This is a genomic window from Sulfidibacter corallicola (assembly GCF_017498545.1).
GTDB lineage: Bacteria > Acidobacteriota > Holophagae > Acanthopleuribacterales > Acanthopleuribacteraceae > Sulfidibacter > Sulfidibacter corallicola.
In genome coordinates, this window is the sequence record NZ_CP071793.1 from 1,784,839 (window position 1) to 1,800,290 (window position 15,452).

Below are 15,452 nucleotides of genomic sequence, written 5' to 3' on the forward strand. Positions count from 1 at the left end.
GCGGTGGTAACGACGGAGTCAAAACGCCGCGAATCCCGGTCTATCGCGGTGGCGAGAAGATCGCGGGCACCGAGCCAGGCCTTCCCTGTGACGGCAATTGCCCACCCGTGGCAGAGGATCTGGCGGTCACGACCTACGAAGGATTCCCGGTCGCGATCGCGTTGGCCGGCAGCGATCCGGACGGTGCGATCGCCGGATACAGGGTGCTTTCCCAGTAGACCCAAGGTAGCCTGAGCGGCGCCCCACCGGCCATGACCTACACGCCGGCGGCCGATGCCCGCGGTGCGGACGGCTTCACCTACCGCGTGGTCGACGACAGCGGCCTCGAATCCGCGCCGGTGGCGGAAACTGCGCCTACGTGATCCAAGACGTTTGGAACACCGGGTTTGTCGCGAATGTCGAGATCACCAACAATGGCGACACGCCGATCACCGGTTGGTCGGTGAGCTGGCAATTCACACGGGATCGGATCGAGCATGCGTGGAACGCGCAGATCGAGGGCAGTGGCCCTGGAGCCGTCACCGCATCGAACCTGGATTGGAACCGCGTGATTCTGCCAGGCGAGAAGGTGGTCTTCGGCTTCGTGGGTGCTTTGGGCGCGCCCAACGGCGAACCCGAGATGCCCGCGATCACCGGCACGCCCTGCCAGTAGACACTCAGAAGTGCCCGCATGCACGAAAGATGGGCCATGGCGGTAGGTTGGTCAGGGGCGGTAAGCCTGCTAGGCCGACTTTTCGAAGCGAGCCAATCGCGCAGTAGCCGCAAGCCGAGAGGGTCGTCGTGCAGGGCCGGTAAGGCCAGGTAGGTCCATCGGCCCGATTGGGTGCTTTGGGCGCGCCCAACGGCGAACCCGAGATGCCCGCGATCACCGGCACGCCCTGCCAGTAGACACTCAGGAGTGCCCGCATGCACGAAAGAAGGGCCATGGCGGTAGGTTGGCCTGCTAGGCCGACTTTTCGAAGCGAGCCAATCGCGCAGTAACCGCAAGCCGAGAGGGTCGTCGTGCAGGGCCGGTAAGGCCAGGTAGGTCCATCGGCCCGATGGACTTTCCGAAGGGAGCCAATCGCGCAGTAGCCGCAAGCCGAGAGGGTCGTCGTGCAGGGCCGGTAAGGCCAGGTAGGTCCATCGGCCCGATGAACATTTCGAAGGGAGCCAATCGCGCAGTAGCCGCAAGCCGAGAGGGTCGTCGTGCAGGGCCGGTAAGGCCAGGTAGGTCCATCGGCCCGATGGACTTTCCGAAGCCACCCGAACCCACAATGCACATGAACAACAAAACGGAGCCGCTTTTTCCCCAACATCGTTGTAGGGCAAGGATCGGCTCCGTTTTTGGGGTTAATGTTTTTCCTAGCCAAGTCGCTTCGGTAAGTTCAGCGGGCCGGCTTATCGCCACTGCTGAACCTGCCTGGCTGCTCGGCTCTCTCAGATGTCGGGAACGCCAAGTCCGCGTTGCTTCGGCTTGGCGCCCTTCTGCGTCAGAATTAGCTTCGCTCTTTAGATTTATGCTTGATTGCAACTGAGTCGCTTCGAAAAGTCGGCCCAGCGGGCTTACCGCCCCTGACCAACCTACAGCAATGGCAACCCTTGCCAGGATACGGGAACTCCTTGATGACGAGCTTCAATTGACGGTTTGTGTGTCCCGTCGCCGCGATTTTCGCGCCTTATCGATTGAGTGGCTGACATAGGTCGTTCGGGTACCGGCCCCGAGCACGACTCCCGAAGAGCCCGCCGGCATGGACCGCGGGCATAGCGCGCAAGTTGCGCCTCGGGTCATTTCAGAACATCGCCACGACAGGCCGGAACCCAACATGCCCGAGCCGTGACCGCGGAACCGTGCGAGGACTCCGTGCGCGTCCGGCTCGATGACACAGGCTCTGTGAGGAGGCTTTCTTTGTCCAAATATATGATCTCTCTGTTCCTGCTCGTGACGACTTGGACAGTTCACGCCCAATCGCTCCGAACCCAGGAGGCCAAACCCCTGGCGGACGTGATTTCGGCCCGCGTCAAAAAGGTGTCCTCGGGCAAGACCCGGGTGCCCCTGATTACCTGGGGCGGCGATGTGGCCACCATCTATGCCGAACAGAACGGCATCTTTCGCCGCAACGGCCTCGATGTGACCCTGTCTCTCGAGAACCATTTCCCCAGCCAGGTGGCCCGCTGCCTGGAAGGTGACACGCCCTATCTGCGCGGCACCATGGGCATGATCAACGCCGCCGCGGAAGTCTTCGAGAAAAAGGGCGTCGACCTGGTGGTGATCTACCAGTTGACCTGGTCCAACGGAGGCGACGCCTTGGTGGTGCGACCCAACATCAAAACGCCGAAACGGTTGAAGGGCAAGACGATCGCCCTCCAGCTCTACGGGCCCCACATGGACTACCTGCTCAACATTCTGGATACCGCCGGCGTCCCGCCCAACAAGGTGGACCTGAAATGGTTCTCGGAATTGACCCTGCCGACCTTCGATACCAAGGGCGAGATTCTCGATCCGGTCAACGCCTTCCTGGAAGACAAGCACATCGATGCGGCCATGTGCATCATTCCCGATGCACTCAGCCTGACCTCCGGTGGTCGCGGCGGCTCCGGTGCCGCAGGCTCGGTCAAAGGCGCCAAGATCATGCTTTCCACCAAAACCGCGTCGCGCGTCATCGCCGACGTCTACGCCGTGCGCAGCGACTACCTGGAACAGAACCGCGGCAAGGTGGAGGCCTTCGTCAAGTCACTGATGGAAGGCGAGGAAGGCCTGCGCGACCTGATGGCCAACAAGGCCTCGCAACGGTCGCGATACCAACAGACCGTGAGCCGCGCGGCCGATTTGCTGCTGGGTGCGCCCCAAGCGGTGCCCGATGTGGAAGGTCTGCTGGCCGATTGCGAATTCGTGGGTTACGACGGCAACGTGGCGTTCTTCACCGGCAAGGGCACGCGTCGCACCTTGGCGACCCTGACTCGGGAAATCCAGTCCGGCTTCCTTCAAGTGGGGCTGATTCACGGCAAGACCAAGCTTGCCGATGCCGAATGGAATTACGCTGCGCTGGCGAAGAACCTCAAATACGCCAACGCGGTGCCCAAACCCAAGAAGAAGTTCGATACCCAAAAGGTCGTCAAGAAGATCGAAAAACGGATCTCGGTGGAACCCAACGCCTGGGCCGAGGACGGCACCCTGTTCCAAGTGGAAATCAACTTCCAGCCGAATCAGAGCCAGTTCAGTGAATCGCAATACGCCGAAGATTTCTCCAAGGCGCTGGACATTTCGCAAACCTACGGCGGTTCGCTGATCGTGGTCGAAGGCCATTCGGATCCGTTGGGCATCGCGCGTGCCAGACAGAAGGGCACCCCCTCCGTGGAAATCGCGCAAATGGAGCAGCAGGCCAAGAACCTCTCGCTCGAGCGTTCACGCGCGGTGCGTCGCAGCTTCCTGAAGTTCGCCACTGCGCGCGGCATCGAGGTCGATGGCAGCCAATTCATCGCCGTCGGGTTGGGTGTGGCCGCGCCCAAGTTCAACCCGCCCCGCACCAAGCAGGAATGGGCCGCCAACCGCCGCGTGGTGTTTCGCATCAAGCAAGTCGAAGCGGAGTTGAGCGAATTCGTGCCCCTGGATTGAGGGCGGCGCCTTCAAACCCGCTGTTCCTCACCGTTTTACGCCATTCGATCACATCAATCACGCGTACCCATCCAGTCGGGCCGTTTCGGTAGCTTCGATGATCCCGTTGCTGGATGGGCACTCACCAGGAGGCGAACGTGTTCCCATTTTCTTTGCGAAGCCGTGGCTTGCGCACCTCGTTGTGGTTGCTGGCCGCCGTGATCGCCAGCTCCGCCTGTCAGGAGCGGTCCCACGCCAAACGCGCGACCGTACCAACCAATACCAAACCCGCGCCCGTGAAGTCCACGGACAGGGCTTGGGTCGATTTGGACCGGGTCGAAATCCCCATCGAAGCCCGGGACGGGGCGGAAGTGGCCCTGACCCGCAATTTCTATTTCATTTTCGACGGCTCGGGCAGCATGAACGAAAAGGTCAGCGGCGCCTGCGGCCCGAGCGATCGCTTTTCGTCGAAGCTGGACGGTGCGGTATGGGCCGTCGAACAGTTCATGACCTCGGTGCCGGAAAGCGTCAACCTCGGCCTCTACACCTTCGATGCGAGCGGTCAGGGGGAGCGGTTGGCCCTGCGCAGTGGCCAGAAGGCGAGGTTCCTGGACAAGGTCCGGATGATCCGAGCCGGCGGAAAAACTCCGCTGGCCGAAGCGATCGGCATTGCGACCGATCGCCTGGTATCCCAGTACAAACACCAATTGGGCTACGGCGAGTTCCGCATCGTGGTGGTCACCGATGGTGAGGCCGAGGACCTGGACCGCGCCGCCAAATATGCGGCCGCCTACGGCATCCCCATCTACACGATCGGGCTCTGTGTCGGTGCGTCCCATCCGCTGCGGCAGTACTCGGTATCGTACCGTTCCGCGGACAACTTCGAGGATCTGAAACGCGGGCTGGAAGCGACCCTGGCCGAATTGCCGGACTTCGATGTGGCCGCGTTCGAATGAACCCGCCGTCGGGGTTCGATGCCCCTACGACCGAAGGCCGCCGGCACGAACCGCCATCGCGTGCTGTCGGTGCGAACTCGTTGTGATTGGAGTGATTTATGAAAAAGTCTACGATTGGTTTCGTGCTCCTTCTCCTTGTGGGAGGCGCCGCGATCTTCGCCTGGAAGTACGTCGACGAGTTGTTGGCGCGCCAGACTTCGGTGCGGGTCAGCCGCAGCCTGCGCATCGGTGGCGACAATTACCTGGGCTATTGGTTCATCAACTCGCCGGAGATGCGCAAGCAGAGCGTTCAGAAGGATTTCAGCGTCGAGTTCCACGACGACGGCGGCGCCTACGGGGAACGCCTGGCGAAATTCGCGGCCGGTGAGTACGACTGCATCGTGCTGCCCGTCAACACCTACCTCGAACAGGGACGCCAGCACGACTATCCCGGCGTGGTGGTGGCCGCAATCAGTGAATCCAAGGGGGCCGACGGCATCGTCGCTCGCGCCGATCGGCTCGACGGCGACAAGATCAACGCGCTCGACGATCCCGGTTTGAACGTGGTCTACACCGCGGACTCGCCTAGCTCCTTCCTGCTCGATCTGACCATCGCCGATTTCGATCTGGCCAGGCTGCGGGACAGCGACGGATGGCGCCAACGGGCCGGCAGTTCCGAGGAAGTGCTGGAACGGGCTCGCAAGGGCGACGGCGATGTCTTTGTCCTGTGGGAGCCGGATCTCTCCAAAGCGCTGGCCTTGGACGGGATGAACTACCTCTGGGGCTCCGACGACTTTTCCGGCTACATCGTGGACGTCTTCGTGTTCCACCGCGATGTGCTGCGCCGCGACCGCAAGTTGGTCCACGATTTCCTGGCCACCTATTTCCAGACCCAGGCGGTCTATGCCAACGACCGCGAACGGATGGTCGCGGAAATGGCGCGCTCGGCGGGTCTCAAGAAACCGGTCGTCGCCGAAATGATCCCGAAGATCGACTGGCTCGACCTGCGCGAGAACTGTAGCGATCAATTCGGGATCGCTGGCGACCGGGCCGACGCCCAGAGCACCGAGGGCTTGGTCAATACCATCATCGCCTGCACCGACGTCTTGCTGCGCACCAAACAATTGGACAGGGATCCGCTGGAAGGCAACCCCTACCAGATCACCAATCGCAGCTTCCTGGAGGAACTGGCGCGCGACGATGTCCTTGCCTCCCGCGCCGCCACGGCCCGACCGCCCAAGTCCGGCTACGCGGCCCTGGACGCCGAGGCCTGGTCCGAATTGCGTGTCGTCGGGACCTTCCGACTGGAGCCGATCACCTTCCAGAGCTGGAACAACCTGTTGGCCGAGGAGGGCAAGGCGCGCGTCGACCGAATCGCCGCCACCCTGACCAACAACTATCCCCAATACCGCATCATCATCCGTGGCCACACCGGGCCGGGCGGCGACGAGGCCGAGAATCGCAAACTCTCGCTCGAACGGGCCCAGGTCGTGCGCCAATACCTGCTGGCCGTCCACGGTATGGACGCCAATCGCCTGCTCGCCCAGGGAATCGGCTCCAGCCAACCGCTGCCACGCAAAGCGAACGAGTCCCAGCGCGCCTGGCGTTACCGTCTGCCGCGCGTGGAGTTCGTGGCCGTCGAAGGGAATGTACTCTGACTCGTGCCCATCCAGGAACGGAATGGTCGCCACGCCCCGGGTGGTCTGGCTGGATGGGCACGGTATCAGGTATCAGGAATCAGGAATCAGGTATCAGGTATCAGCAAGGTCCTTGTTCGTAGGTAATGAGCTGACACCTGAGACCTGACTGCTGATACCAGTTGGCGTTGGCAACCCTGCCGATTCAGAGGCGCATTTTCGGAAAAACCCTGTTTCTGGATGGATACTATGGCACATCGTGAATCTCGAGATGAATGGAACGCGGGCAAGGTCGCCCGGGCGGTCTTTTGGGAGGCCGTCCAGCATCCGACCACGCTCTATCCGGCGGCGGTTTCGGTGTTGTGCGGCGTCTACATGAGCGCCTTCGGCGTGTCGGCGGGGCCGATCAAAGGTGCGCTGGCCGGGGCTTTCGCGTCTTTGGGTTCCTGGGTCTTCCACTACTTCGTTCGCGGCGAGAAGCTGGCGGCCCGCATGGTCCAAAAGCAGTTGGCCGCGCGGGAGGATCGGGCCACCAAGGATTTCGAGGCCGAGTTGGCGCGTTTCGCGTCGATCGGATTCGCGGAGGGTCGCCAGGCCCTGCTGGAACTTCGCGAGGCCTTCGAAAAGTTGGACGGGTACCTGCGCCGTCAGGGGGCCAACCGCGACCACGGCACCATCGTACGCTTCCAGATGTTGGCCGCCGACTGTTACCGCGAGGGCCAGGTCCTGTTGCGCCAGGCGCGCGATATCCAAACCGCGTTGGTCCACGTCGATGCAGCCAAGCTCGTCGGCGAGATCACGAGCTGGGAACGCCAGCTCCAACGTCGTACCGCGGACGATGCCGCCGCCGGCGCCTTGCGCACGCGGATCGAGAGCCATCGGCGCCGTCTCGAGCAGGTCCGCCAACGCCAAGGCGCCGTCGCCGAGCTGCTGGCCGAGGTGGAAATCCTGGAGGCCGCGCTGGAAACCGCCTATTTGGAAGTCGTTGACCTTGTTGGCGGCAAATTCACGCCTGTAAGGACAGGAGAACACACGGCCGCGAGTTTGGAAAACGCGGTCAGCGCGGCTCGCCGAGTGGAAGACCGACTCCGCGGTTTGGAGCGGGGTCCGGACGAGGCCGCGGATGAAGCATATCTAGCCGCGGGGAAACACCAATCCCCACGGGACGGATGAGGCGCACGCGCCGGCACCGTCGACCCAAGGGGGCGATCTCGAATCGCCGGCGATCGGCACCGCTGTGTTCGAATGTGCCGCGGCGCTTGGGACGGGTGTCCGCGCGGCCCGCGAAAGAGAACAAAGAGCCAAGAGAGGTGGAGGACTGACATGTCGACCGAGCAAGTAGGAATCTTTCGAGCGATTTTTCGATACTTCAGATACTGGAACTGGAAGAAGGCCCGCGGCATCATCGACGCCGCCGACAAGCAGTTCACCGGTTCGGTGGACGGCATCGGCGCCGCATTCGACATGCACCAGGACAAGGTGGTGCGCCAGTATCAGGAGCTGCGCGACGCGATTTCCGAGGTCGAGGCGGTCTTGGAAGACAAACGCCATCGGCTGGAGCAACTGAACCACGAAGAGGAAGACCTGTTGCAGAAGCGCGACGGGGCCCTGAACCTCGCCGAGCGGGCTCAGGCCAGCGGTGACGACAAGGGATATGACCAACACGCCAGCGCCTTCGAGCGGTTCCAGGTGCGCATCGAGGAAATCGAGCAGACCCAGGAGCGGTTGAAGCAGGAAGTCGGCGAAACCTCGAAGACGATGGATCGCTACATGTTGCGGCTCCAAGACATGCAGAACGAAATCCAGAAGTTGCCGACGCAGAAGGCCGAGGCGGTCGCCGAGTTCGTGTCCGCCCAGCGGATCGTGGAACTCAACGACCGGCTGCAGGGTCTCGAGAGCAGCATCGACCGCGGACCGATTTCGGCCGTGCTGGAAGCCAACCGCAACCTGACCGCCAAGGCCCGCATTTCGGAGAAACTGGCGGGCACGGACATTCGCGTTCAGGACCGCGCCTACGAGAGTGCGGGCCGGGTATCGACCGCGCGTTCGAAGATGGAAGAAATGATGGCCGCGCGCAGGGCCGAGAAGCAGGCCGCGGTGGCGGAGCCCGGCGTCGAGCAACAGGAGCGACCGCGAATCTGACGACCCGACACCCGAAAGGGGATGTGCCGGTCAGGCGACCGAACCGCGGGGGCCGGCACCGACGGCGTGGGGCGGGCCTCGCGCCCGCGAATCCTGGGCGCAGGTCGCAGTGGGTTTTCCTTCGCCGTGACGAGAACGCCGGCCGCCGCGGTGGCGCGGCCCGGCATTCCTGCGCGATCCCGCCGGTCGGGATCGCCAATCGCAATCGAACACAATCGAAAAGGAGAATGGTATGTTTGCCAATCGTGGCTTATATGGTTTTGCCAAATGTTTGACACTGCTGGTCTTGGGTTCCTTGGCCCTGACTCCGGCCATGGCCCGTGAAAAGTACGAGGTCGCCTGGTCGATCTACGTGGGCTGGATGCCCTGGCCCTATGCCGAGGAGTCCGGCATTCTGAAAAAGTGGGCCGACAAGTACGACATCGAAATCGAACTGGTCCAGATGGATTACGTGGCCTCGATCGAAGCCTACGTGGCCGGTCAGGTCGATGCCTGCGTCATGACCAACATGGAATGCCTCAACATGCCGGCCGCATCCGGCATCGACAGCACGGCCTTGATCATCGGCGACTACTCCAACGGCAACGACGCCATTCTGGTACGCGACAACATCGACGCCAAGTCCATCAAGGGCCGGGAAATCAGCCTGGTGGAATTGACCGTGTCGCATTATCTGCTGAACCGCTACCTGGAGAAGCAGGGCATGTCCGAGCGCGACGTGCGCATCCTGAACACCTCCGACAGCGACATCGGCCCCATCTTCCTGGCCGACAAGAGCCAGAAAGTGGTGGTGACCTGGAACCCGATCGTCATGCAGATCGAGCAACATCCCGGCATTTCCAAACTGTTCACCTCGGCCGACATTCCCGGCGAGATCATCGACATGATGGTGGTCAACACCAAGACCTTGAGCGAGAACCCCGCGTTGGGCAAGGCGCTCACGGGTGCCTGGTACGAAGTGATGCAGGTCATGTCGCAGCGCGGCGCCGCCGCCAACAAGGCCCTGGCCCAGATGGCCGGGCGCGCCGAGTGCTCGCCGATCGAGTTCAAGAACCAGCTCAAGACGACCGCCATGTTCTATACCCCCAAGGCCGCCATCGACTACGCGGGTGGCGAGGAGATCAAACGCAACATGGACTACGTGCGCGACTTCTGTTTCCAGCAGGGTCTTTTGGGTGAGGACGCACCGTCGGCCGACGTGGTAGGCATTCGCTTCCCGGACGGTTCGGTGCGCGGCGACAAGGGCAACGTCAAGTTCCGCTTCGACACGACCTATTTGAAAATGGCGGCTGCCGGCAAGCTGTAAACCCCGCGAAGCCCAGTGTTTCGCCACGCCCGCCACACCCAAGCGACCAATCAAAGGAAATCACGCCATGTTCAATATGTATTGGAAGCCGAGTCCGCTTCAGTCGGCGCTGCTCTCGTCCGCCTTGTTCCTGATCTGTATCGGGGCCTACCTCTTCGTGTCGCACCAGCGCCACCAGGAGAATCCCAGCGACAAGATCATGCCCACCGTTTCGAAGATCGCGGACGGCGTGCAACGCACCGCCTTCGAGACCGACCGCAAAGGCGAGTACCGCCTTTGGATCGATACCTGGGCGAGCTTCAAGCGGTTCGGCATCAGTCTGGGCTTGATGGGGTTCGCCATTCTGTTGGGTCTGTATATGGGGCTGTTTCCCGTCGTCGAGGCCCTGTTCTATCGCTTCATGCTGTTCTTCGACAAGGTGCCGGCCCTGGCGTTGCTGCCGATCCTGTTCATCGTGTTCGGGTTGGGCGAGGTCTCGAAGGTCAGCCTGATCGTGCTGGGCGTGTTCCCCACCATCGCGCTGGACACCTACCTGCGAGCCAAGGCGGTGCCCGGCGAGCAATTGATCAAGGCGCGCACGCTGGGGGCCTCCAACCTGGGCATCACCTTTCGGGTCGTCTTGCCGCAAATCATGCCGGACGTCTTGAACACGATTCGGTTGAATTTCAAGGCGATGGTGTTGTTCCTGATCGCCGGCGAGTCCCTGGCCGCCTCGGTCGGCCTGGGCTACCGCATCTTCGTGGTGCGGCGCTACATCGCGATGGACATCATCATCCCCTACGTGTTGTGGATGAGCCTGCTGGCGTTCACCGCCGATCTGCTGGTACGGCTTTGGATCAAGAAGGGTTACGCGTGGCATCGCGCGCATTGAACGAGGGGAGGGAAGTGCCGATGAGTGGCAAGACCATGCTTCACATGGAAGATGTGTACGTCAGTTACCAAGACCGCCAGAAACGCGAGAACCTGATCCTCAACGACATCGATTTCAAGGTCAGCGAGGGCGAGTTCATCACCGTCGTCGGCCCCAGCGGCTGCGGTAAGTCCACCTTGCTGCGCTTGATCCTGGGCGCCGAACGGCCCACCCGCGGCAAGGTCCTGCTGGACGATCGCGAGATCGAAACGCCCGACCGGCATCGCGGTATCGTGTTTCAGAAGTACTCGCTGTTTCCCCACCTGACCGTGCTGGAGAACATCGTTTTCGGCCTGAATGCACGGGATCCGAGCTTGCTGCGGCGCTTCTGGCGGCCGTTCAGGTTTCGGGAGCGACGGGCCCGCCACCTGGACGAGGCGCGCAGCTATCTGGATCGCATCGGCCTCGCCGGTTCGGCCCACAAGTTCCCGCACGAACTGTCGGGTGGTATGCGGCAACGGGTGGCGATCGCCCAATCGCTGATCATGAAGCCGCGCATCCTGTTGATGGACGAGCCTTTCGGTGCGCTGGACCACGCGACGCGAATGGAAATGCAGCTCTTCATTCTGGAGCAATGGGAAGCCCACGGCATGACGATCTTCTTCGTGACGCACGACTTGGAGGAAGCCTGTTTCCTGGGCTCCCGGGTGGTGGTCCTGAGCCAGTACTATCAGACCGATGCGGGACCGGGGCAGGGCGCCAAGATCGTCGGTGACCTCGCGGTGCCGGGCGCCCATCCCAAACCCACCGATTTCCTCTACTCACCCGAGATGGGACAACTGGTGGCCCGCATTCGCGAAGAAGGTCTCGATCCCGATTATCTCCAGCACATTCGCGATTTCAATCTCACCCATCGCGACGCGTTTCGAACCGTGAACGAAAGGGAGTGGAAGCAAGATGCCTGTGAAAAACCAGCCTAAGTCGGGCCGACCGGCCTTTCTCGATCGCTTGAACGAGGCCTACGGTTTCCGCCGCAAGAACCTGGTGGTCCTGACCGGCGATACCTACGGCCTGTTCTGGAGCCCCGCGCGTCAGGCCTTCGTCTCGTTGGAACAGTTGGTGTTCGCCGAACTGGGATCCAAGTTCAACGCGGTTCGAATGGACATCGCTTCCGGTTTGAGTTTTCCCGACAAACGCACCGAGGCCGAAGTCTTTAGGGTCTGCGAATCCAAGGACGGGGTCTTCATTCCCTCCCATCGCATCAAATCCCTGCGCCGGATGCTGGAGAGCAGCACCCACAACCCCCTGCAGGCACTGGTGTTGTTGCAGGGCATCGGCGAGGCGTTTCAGCGCGTGCGCAGCCTGGAACCGGAGCTTCGGCCACTCTGTGCCGTGCTTCAGTTCAGTGGCGCCCTGTTTCCGACCGGAAACTTCGATCGGCTTTCGGAGCTGGATCGCCAGCGCCTGGTCTACTTTCTCAATTGGATGTCCGGTCCCGACTTTCAGGGCAGTCCCGAGCTGGTGCTTCTGGTGAACCACACCAAAGCCGAGATCAACCCCAAGATTTTGGCGCTGCCCAACGTGGCCCACCTCGAGATCAGCCTGCCGACCCGTGCCGAACGGGCCCACTTCGTCGATCACTTCGTCAAGAACCACACGACGCCGCGCATTGCCGGGGGACGTAAGGCGTTCGTCGAGGATACGGCGGGCCTGACCTTGAGCGACCTCGACGACCTGTTGCGCGTGGCCGAGGCGACGGGCAAGCGCATTACCCGCGATCAGGTGGTCGGCGAGGTGAACCGCATCGTGCAAACCCAGCTCGGCGAGATCGTGCGGGTCAAGTACCCGACCCAAACGCGCGCCGACATCATCGGCAATCACGAGACCACCCGCATTTTCGGCGAGTTGTTCCAGCGATGCGAGGATGTGGAAACGGCGGTGCCGGCATTCATCGTGTCCGGCCCCAACGGATCCGGCAAGACCTTCCAATTGGAGTGTTTCGCGGCCGATTCGGGTCGGGTGGTGATCGAGCTGTCGGGCATTCGGGGCTCCTACTTCGGCGAAACGGATCGCTTTTTCGAGCTGTTGCGGTGGCACCTGCTGACGCTGGGCAAGATTCTGATCCTGGTGGACGAGGCCCACACGGCCTTCGGGTCGATCCACGGCGGAAGCACCCACCAGACCGAAAAGCGGTTGGCGGGCAACGTGATCAAGATGATGAGCGACTCGCGGTTCTTCGGCAAGGTGGTTTGGGGCCTGATGACCTCGCGTCCCGACCTGCTGGATCCCGACATCAAGAGCCGGGCCCCCGTTCAGGTACCGATCTTCGATCCCGAAGGCGAGGTGCGCCAGGCCTTTCTGGCCGAGATGCTGGATCGCAAGAACATCGCGGTGCCGGAATCGCAGTGGCCGGACCTCATGGCGCGAACCGCCTACTACTCCGCTCGCGATTACCGCAACCTGACCACCGAGATCCTGGCCCAGCGACGGCATCGTCCGGAGCTGACACCGCTTGATGTGCTGAGTGGATGGAGCGCCAGCCGCAGCATCACCAAGCAGCGCGAACTGCAGTCCTTGATCGCGGCGCGGCACTGCAGCTATCCAGCGCTGCTTCCGGAACGTTACCGAAGCCTGGGCGATGCCGAGATGGTCCAGCGCATCGAGGCCATGCGGCACCTGCACTGACGGAGCTCTCCGGCTTCGTGCTCATCCGGAAAGGATCGCTTTGCAGCCGGAACTGGTTGCAAGCTTGGCGCTGGTCTAGTAACCCATCGAAAGGGCGCCGTAGCCGATGAGAAATGCGGGGATCGCGCTGTAGATGGTCGCTTTGATGGCGACTCGGGGCGCGAGGGCAATGGCCGGAAACAGTGCATCTCCGTCGTTGCTGATGGCATTGGCGAGCTGAGCCGACAGCGGAACGACACCGTTGATGTATAGGGTTGTCACCACGATCTGTGGACCACATCCCGGGATGAAGCCAATCACGATGGCCAGTAAAATACCGTATTGTCCGAGTTCCACGAAGTGGGCGTGTAAATCGAGGCCGGTAAAATACACCAGAAATTCATAAGATAAAAAACCAAATATGACCCACACCGACACGAAGCTCGTTTCGGCTACGATGGTTTCCTTGAGGTACTTTATTTCAGAATGATCGGCAAATCGTGCGGACCACGAGTCCAAAGGTTGGCAGATCCAGACGATGATACACAACAAGGCACCGAAGAATCCCAACCACTTCACGGGCTCCAGGTGAGCCCAAGTTCCGAATAGTGGGTTCAGATCGAATTGACAGGCCTCGAGGATACCGATCAAACTGGCGGGGGCCAACAATGCGAGAAAGGACATCACCATCCACGAGGTGAGACGTGGAAAGTCTTTCGGGCCATCGCCAAGGGAGCAAGGCTCCGATTTCATGTAGTCGCGGCCGTGCAACCAGTTGATGGCGATCCCGAAAACAATGCCGGCAGCCAAACTGATACCGTATACCAACAGGGCAATGTCGGGTTTTCTGGAGATTAACAAAAAGGCCGCATCACCCATCGTGGAAATCAGTACCGCGACCAGTGCCCCAAAACTCAATCCCCCATTCACGAACTGGGTTACTACGATAATCGCGCCACCGCACCCGGGTAACGCACCCAAAAACGCGGCCAAGGGTACCTGGACCGCACTGGAACCGTTCAAAAACCGGGTCAGATCCGACTTCAAATAGCGATCCAACGAATAAAAACCGGCCAGGGTAAGGGCGACGAAAATACTGACACCTATATATGCGTCACTCAAGGTGTTCACGATCATGTTGAACATGGCCGGGTCATAGCGCTGGACGAAGAACAATAGGACCAACAGCACACAAAAAAGGGAAATGCCGTTGGGATAGGATTCCGGCACGGTGTCCAGTATGGGAAAGGCTTTGGACGCGTTTATTTTTCTCAATATCCAGGTGGTCATTGAGTGATTGTCCTTTTCGCTCCGAATGTCGATCGAACTCTTTGGCCCAAGCCGAACCCGTTACCTCTCTGCGTCTTCGACCGCGTCCGACACGAGGTCTACCTGACCCAGCGTCGTCATGTGTCTGTCGAACCCATCATCCGCGAGATCGCGACGTGTTGGCGTCACATCGGGCCTACCGTGGCGTAACCCGCAAATAGTGAACCCGTGGCCCGGAGCAATTCGCCCGCGGGTCTTCTGTCGTTTGATAGTAGGACTTGGTTTGGAGAATATCATTGTGATGCCACTATGAAAAAGACAGCGGGCGGTGATGGCACTTCGGACAATCAGCCCCATGTCGCAGAGGGCCCTGGATAGTTTTCCATCACCGCCAATTAGAACCGTGTCCCCGTTTTTCGCGACTATGCGTTTTAGGAATTGCCCATAAACTCGATGTGTCGAAATAACGATACTGGCTTTTTGAGGAGCGGAATGGTTGGAGATTTTTTGGGCGCATACGAGTTGGTCATCTCGCAATATCGGGGGCATGTTGTGCCCTCGAACGCGATAAAACTTGAGGCCTAACAGGTTACTACAGCGGATACACCACTCCCAAAGATTGTGGATAGGGACACTCGCCCTGTTTCGTCTGAACATTCTTGGTTGCCCAAATGTTTTCAAGAGAATTGGTTGAGTGATTTAGCCCCAAAAAACGCGGCCACGACCGCCAGGATCGCCACGGAGAGAATGACGAAACCAACATTGTGGTGTGGGCTTCCTTGTGGATCATGTCCTGGATGAGCCAAAACCTCAGTTGCAAAGAAAAACACAGATGCCAACGCACTTAGATAGTGTGTAAAACGCATAGGGCCTCCTTTAATTTTTCCAAACTTCTCATAAACACCAGAAGCTGTCAATGATTTTGAGACGCTGTATCAAAAAGATCTGGAGCGCCTACCCGAGGCATGTGCCCTGGCCGCCTGGCAGGTTTCGAAAAATATTGGTAAGATGTTATAAATGAGTTACTTGTGAGGTTTTGGTGTCGCCCCGGTTGAGTGAGTCCAGCAAACCTTCG

The 15,452-nt window shown here is 60.6% G+C and carries 14 protein-coding genes; 11 read left to right on the plus strand and 3 right to left on the minus strand.

The genetic code is table 11. The features are described from left to right. Positions 1-230 precede the first annotated feature (230 nt). From J3U87_RS35195 to J3U87_RS05190, 11 genes are all read left to right on the plus strand, one after another. Positions 231-362: an Ig-like domain-containing protein gene (locus J3U87_RS35195; protein ID WP_420038283.1), complete on the plus strand. Its 132-nt coding sequence runs from the start codon at positions 231-233 to the stop codon at positions 360-362. Continuing rightward, the gene (locus J3U87_RS05145) at positions 359-652 is read left to right on the plus strand and encodes a cellulose binding domain-containing protein (RefSeq protein ID WP_237381962.1); all 294 of its coding nucleotides are present in this window, start codon (positions 359-361) and stop codon (positions 650-652) included. Before J3U87_RS35195 ends, J3U87_RS05145 begins: the two co-directional genes overlap by 4 nt. Before the next feature lie 1,236 nt (positions 653-1,888). Continuing rightward, entirely contained in the window at positions 1,889-3,595 is a 1,707-nt protein-coding gene (locus tag J3U87_RS05150) for an ABC transporter substrate-binding protein (RefSeq protein ID WP_237381963.1), read from the plus strand. A 137-nt stretch (positions 3,596-3,732) separates the two neighbouring features. Then, on the plus strand, positions 3,733-4,530 hold the full coding sequence (locus J3U87_RS05155) for a vWA domain-containing protein (protein ID WP_237381964.1): 798 nt from the start codon (positions 3,733-3,735) through the stop codon (positions 4,528-4,530). 98 nt (positions 4,531-4,628) lie between these two features. Beyond that, positions 4,629-6,167: a phosphate ABC transporter substrate-binding/OmpA family protein gene (locus J3U87_RS05160; RefSeq protein ID WP_237381965.1), complete on the plus strand. Its 1,539-nt coding sequence runs from the start codon at positions 4,629-4,631 to the stop codon at positions 6,165-6,167. Between the two features lie 228 nt (positions 6,168-6,395). After that, positions 6,396-7,319 (plus strand): hypothetical protein, encoded by a 924-nt coding sequence (locus tag J3U87_RS05165; protein ID WP_237381966.1) that lies wholly within the window; start codon positions 6,396-6,398, stop codon positions 7,317-7,319. Between the two features lie 150 nt (positions 7,320-7,469). Beyond that, positions 7,470-8,288 carry a coiled-coil domain-containing protein gene (locus tag J3U87_RS05170; protein ID WP_237381967.1) on the plus strand — a complete coding sequence of 273 codons (819 nt, stop codon included), beginning with the start codon at positions 7,470-7,472 and terminating at the stop codon, positions 8,286-8,288. A gap of 232 nt (positions 8,289-8,520) precedes the next feature. Next, positions 8,521-9,594, plus strand: coding sequence for a putative urea ABC transporter substrate-binding protein (locus J3U87_RS05175; protein WP_237381968.1), 1,074 nt, complete (start codon positions 8,521-8,523; stop codon positions 9,592-9,594). A gap of 67 nt (positions 9,595-9,661) precedes the next feature. Next, positions 9,662-10,465, plus strand: coding sequence for an ABC transporter permease (locus J3U87_RS05180; protein ID WP_237381969.1), 804 nt, complete (start codon positions 9,662-9,664; stop codon positions 10,463-10,465). 20 nt (positions 10,466-10,485) lie between these two features. After that, positions 10,486-11,424 carry an ABC transporter ATP-binding protein gene (locus tag J3U87_RS05185; protein ID WP_237381970.1) on the plus strand — a complete coding sequence of 313 codons (939 nt, stop codon included), beginning with the start codon at positions 10,486-10,488 and terminating at the stop codon, positions 11,422-11,424. Beyond that, on the plus strand, positions 11,402-13,129 hold the full coding sequence (locus J3U87_RS05190) for an AAA family ATPase (protein ID WP_237381971.1): 1,728 nt from the start codon (positions 11,402-11,404) through the stop codon (positions 13,127-13,129). Before J3U87_RS05185 ends, J3U87_RS05190 begins: the two co-directional genes overlap by 23 nt. Positions 13,130-13,204: 75 nt before the next feature. Here the strand turns inward: J3U87_RS05190 and J3U87_RS05195 are convergent, their stop codons facing one another. Genes J3U87_RS05195 through J3U87_RS05200 form a run of 3 tightly spaced genes read right to left on the minus strand, consistent with a single transcriptional unit; the run spans position 13,205 to position 15,243 of the window. Beyond that, the gene (locus J3U87_RS05195) at positions 13,205-14,398 is read right to left on the minus strand and encodes a putative manganese transporter (protein WP_237381972.1); all 1,194 of its coding nucleotides are present in this window, start codon (positions 14,396-14,398) and stop codon (positions 13,205-13,207) included. A 60-nt stretch (positions 14,399-14,458) separates the two neighbouring features. Beyond that, positions 14,459-15,034, minus strand: coding sequence for a S26 family signal peptidase (locus J3U87_RS35200; protein WP_420038253.1), 576 nt, complete (start codon positions 15,032-15,034; stop codon positions 14,459-14,461). A gap of 20 nt (positions 15,035-15,054) precedes the next feature. Further along, a complete protein-coding gene (locus J3U87_RS05200) occupies positions 15,055-15,243 on the minus strand; it encodes a hypothetical protein (RefSeq protein ID WP_237381973.1) in 189 nt (62 codons plus the stop codon). Positions 15,244-15,452: the final 209 nt, after the last annotated feature.

Excerpts from the sequence above, each read along its gene's own strand:
- J3U87_RS05185 (WP_237381970.1), top strand. The coding sequence starts at position 10,486 with ATGAGTGGCAAGACCATGCTTCACATGGAAGATGTGTACGTCAGTTAC.
- J3U87_RS05165 (WP_237381966.1), top strand. The coding sequence starts at position 6,396 with ATGGCACATCGTGAATCTCGAGATGAATGGAACGCGGGCAAGGTCGCC.
- J3U87_RS05190 (WP_237381971.1), top strand. The coding sequence starts at position 11,402 with ATGCCTGTGAAAAACCAGCCTAAGTCGGGCCGACCGGCCTTTCTCGAT.
- J3U87_RS05195 (WP_237381972.1), bottom strand. The coding sequence starts at position 14,398 with ATGACCACCTGGATATTGAGAAAAATAAACGCGTCCAAAGCCTTTCCC.
- J3U87_RS05200 (WP_237381973.1), bottom strand. The coding sequence starts at position 15,243 with ATGCGTTTTACACACTATCTAAGTGCGTTGGCATCTGTGTTTTTCTTT.
- J3U87_RS05175 (WP_237381968.1), top strand. The coding sequence starts at position 8,521 with ATGTTTGCCAATCGTGGCTTATATGGTTTTGCCAAATGTTTGACACTG.
- J3U87_RS35200 (WP_420038253.1), bottom strand. The coding sequence starts at position 15,034 with ATGTTCAGACGAAACAGGGCGAGTGTCCCTATCCACAATCTTTGGGAG.
- J3U87_RS05180 (WP_237381969.1), top strand. The coding sequence starts at position 9,662 with ATGTTCAATATGTATTGGAAGCCGAGTCCGCTTCAGTCGGCGCTGCTC.
- J3U87_RS05170 (WP_237381967.1), top strand. The coding sequence starts at position 7,470 with ATGTCGACCGAGCAAGTAGGAATCTTTCGAGCGATTTTTCGATACTTC.
- J3U87_RS05160 (WP_237381965.1), top strand. The coding sequence starts at position 4,629 with ATGAAAAAGTCTACGATTGGTTTCGTGCTCCTTCTCCTTGTGGGAGGC.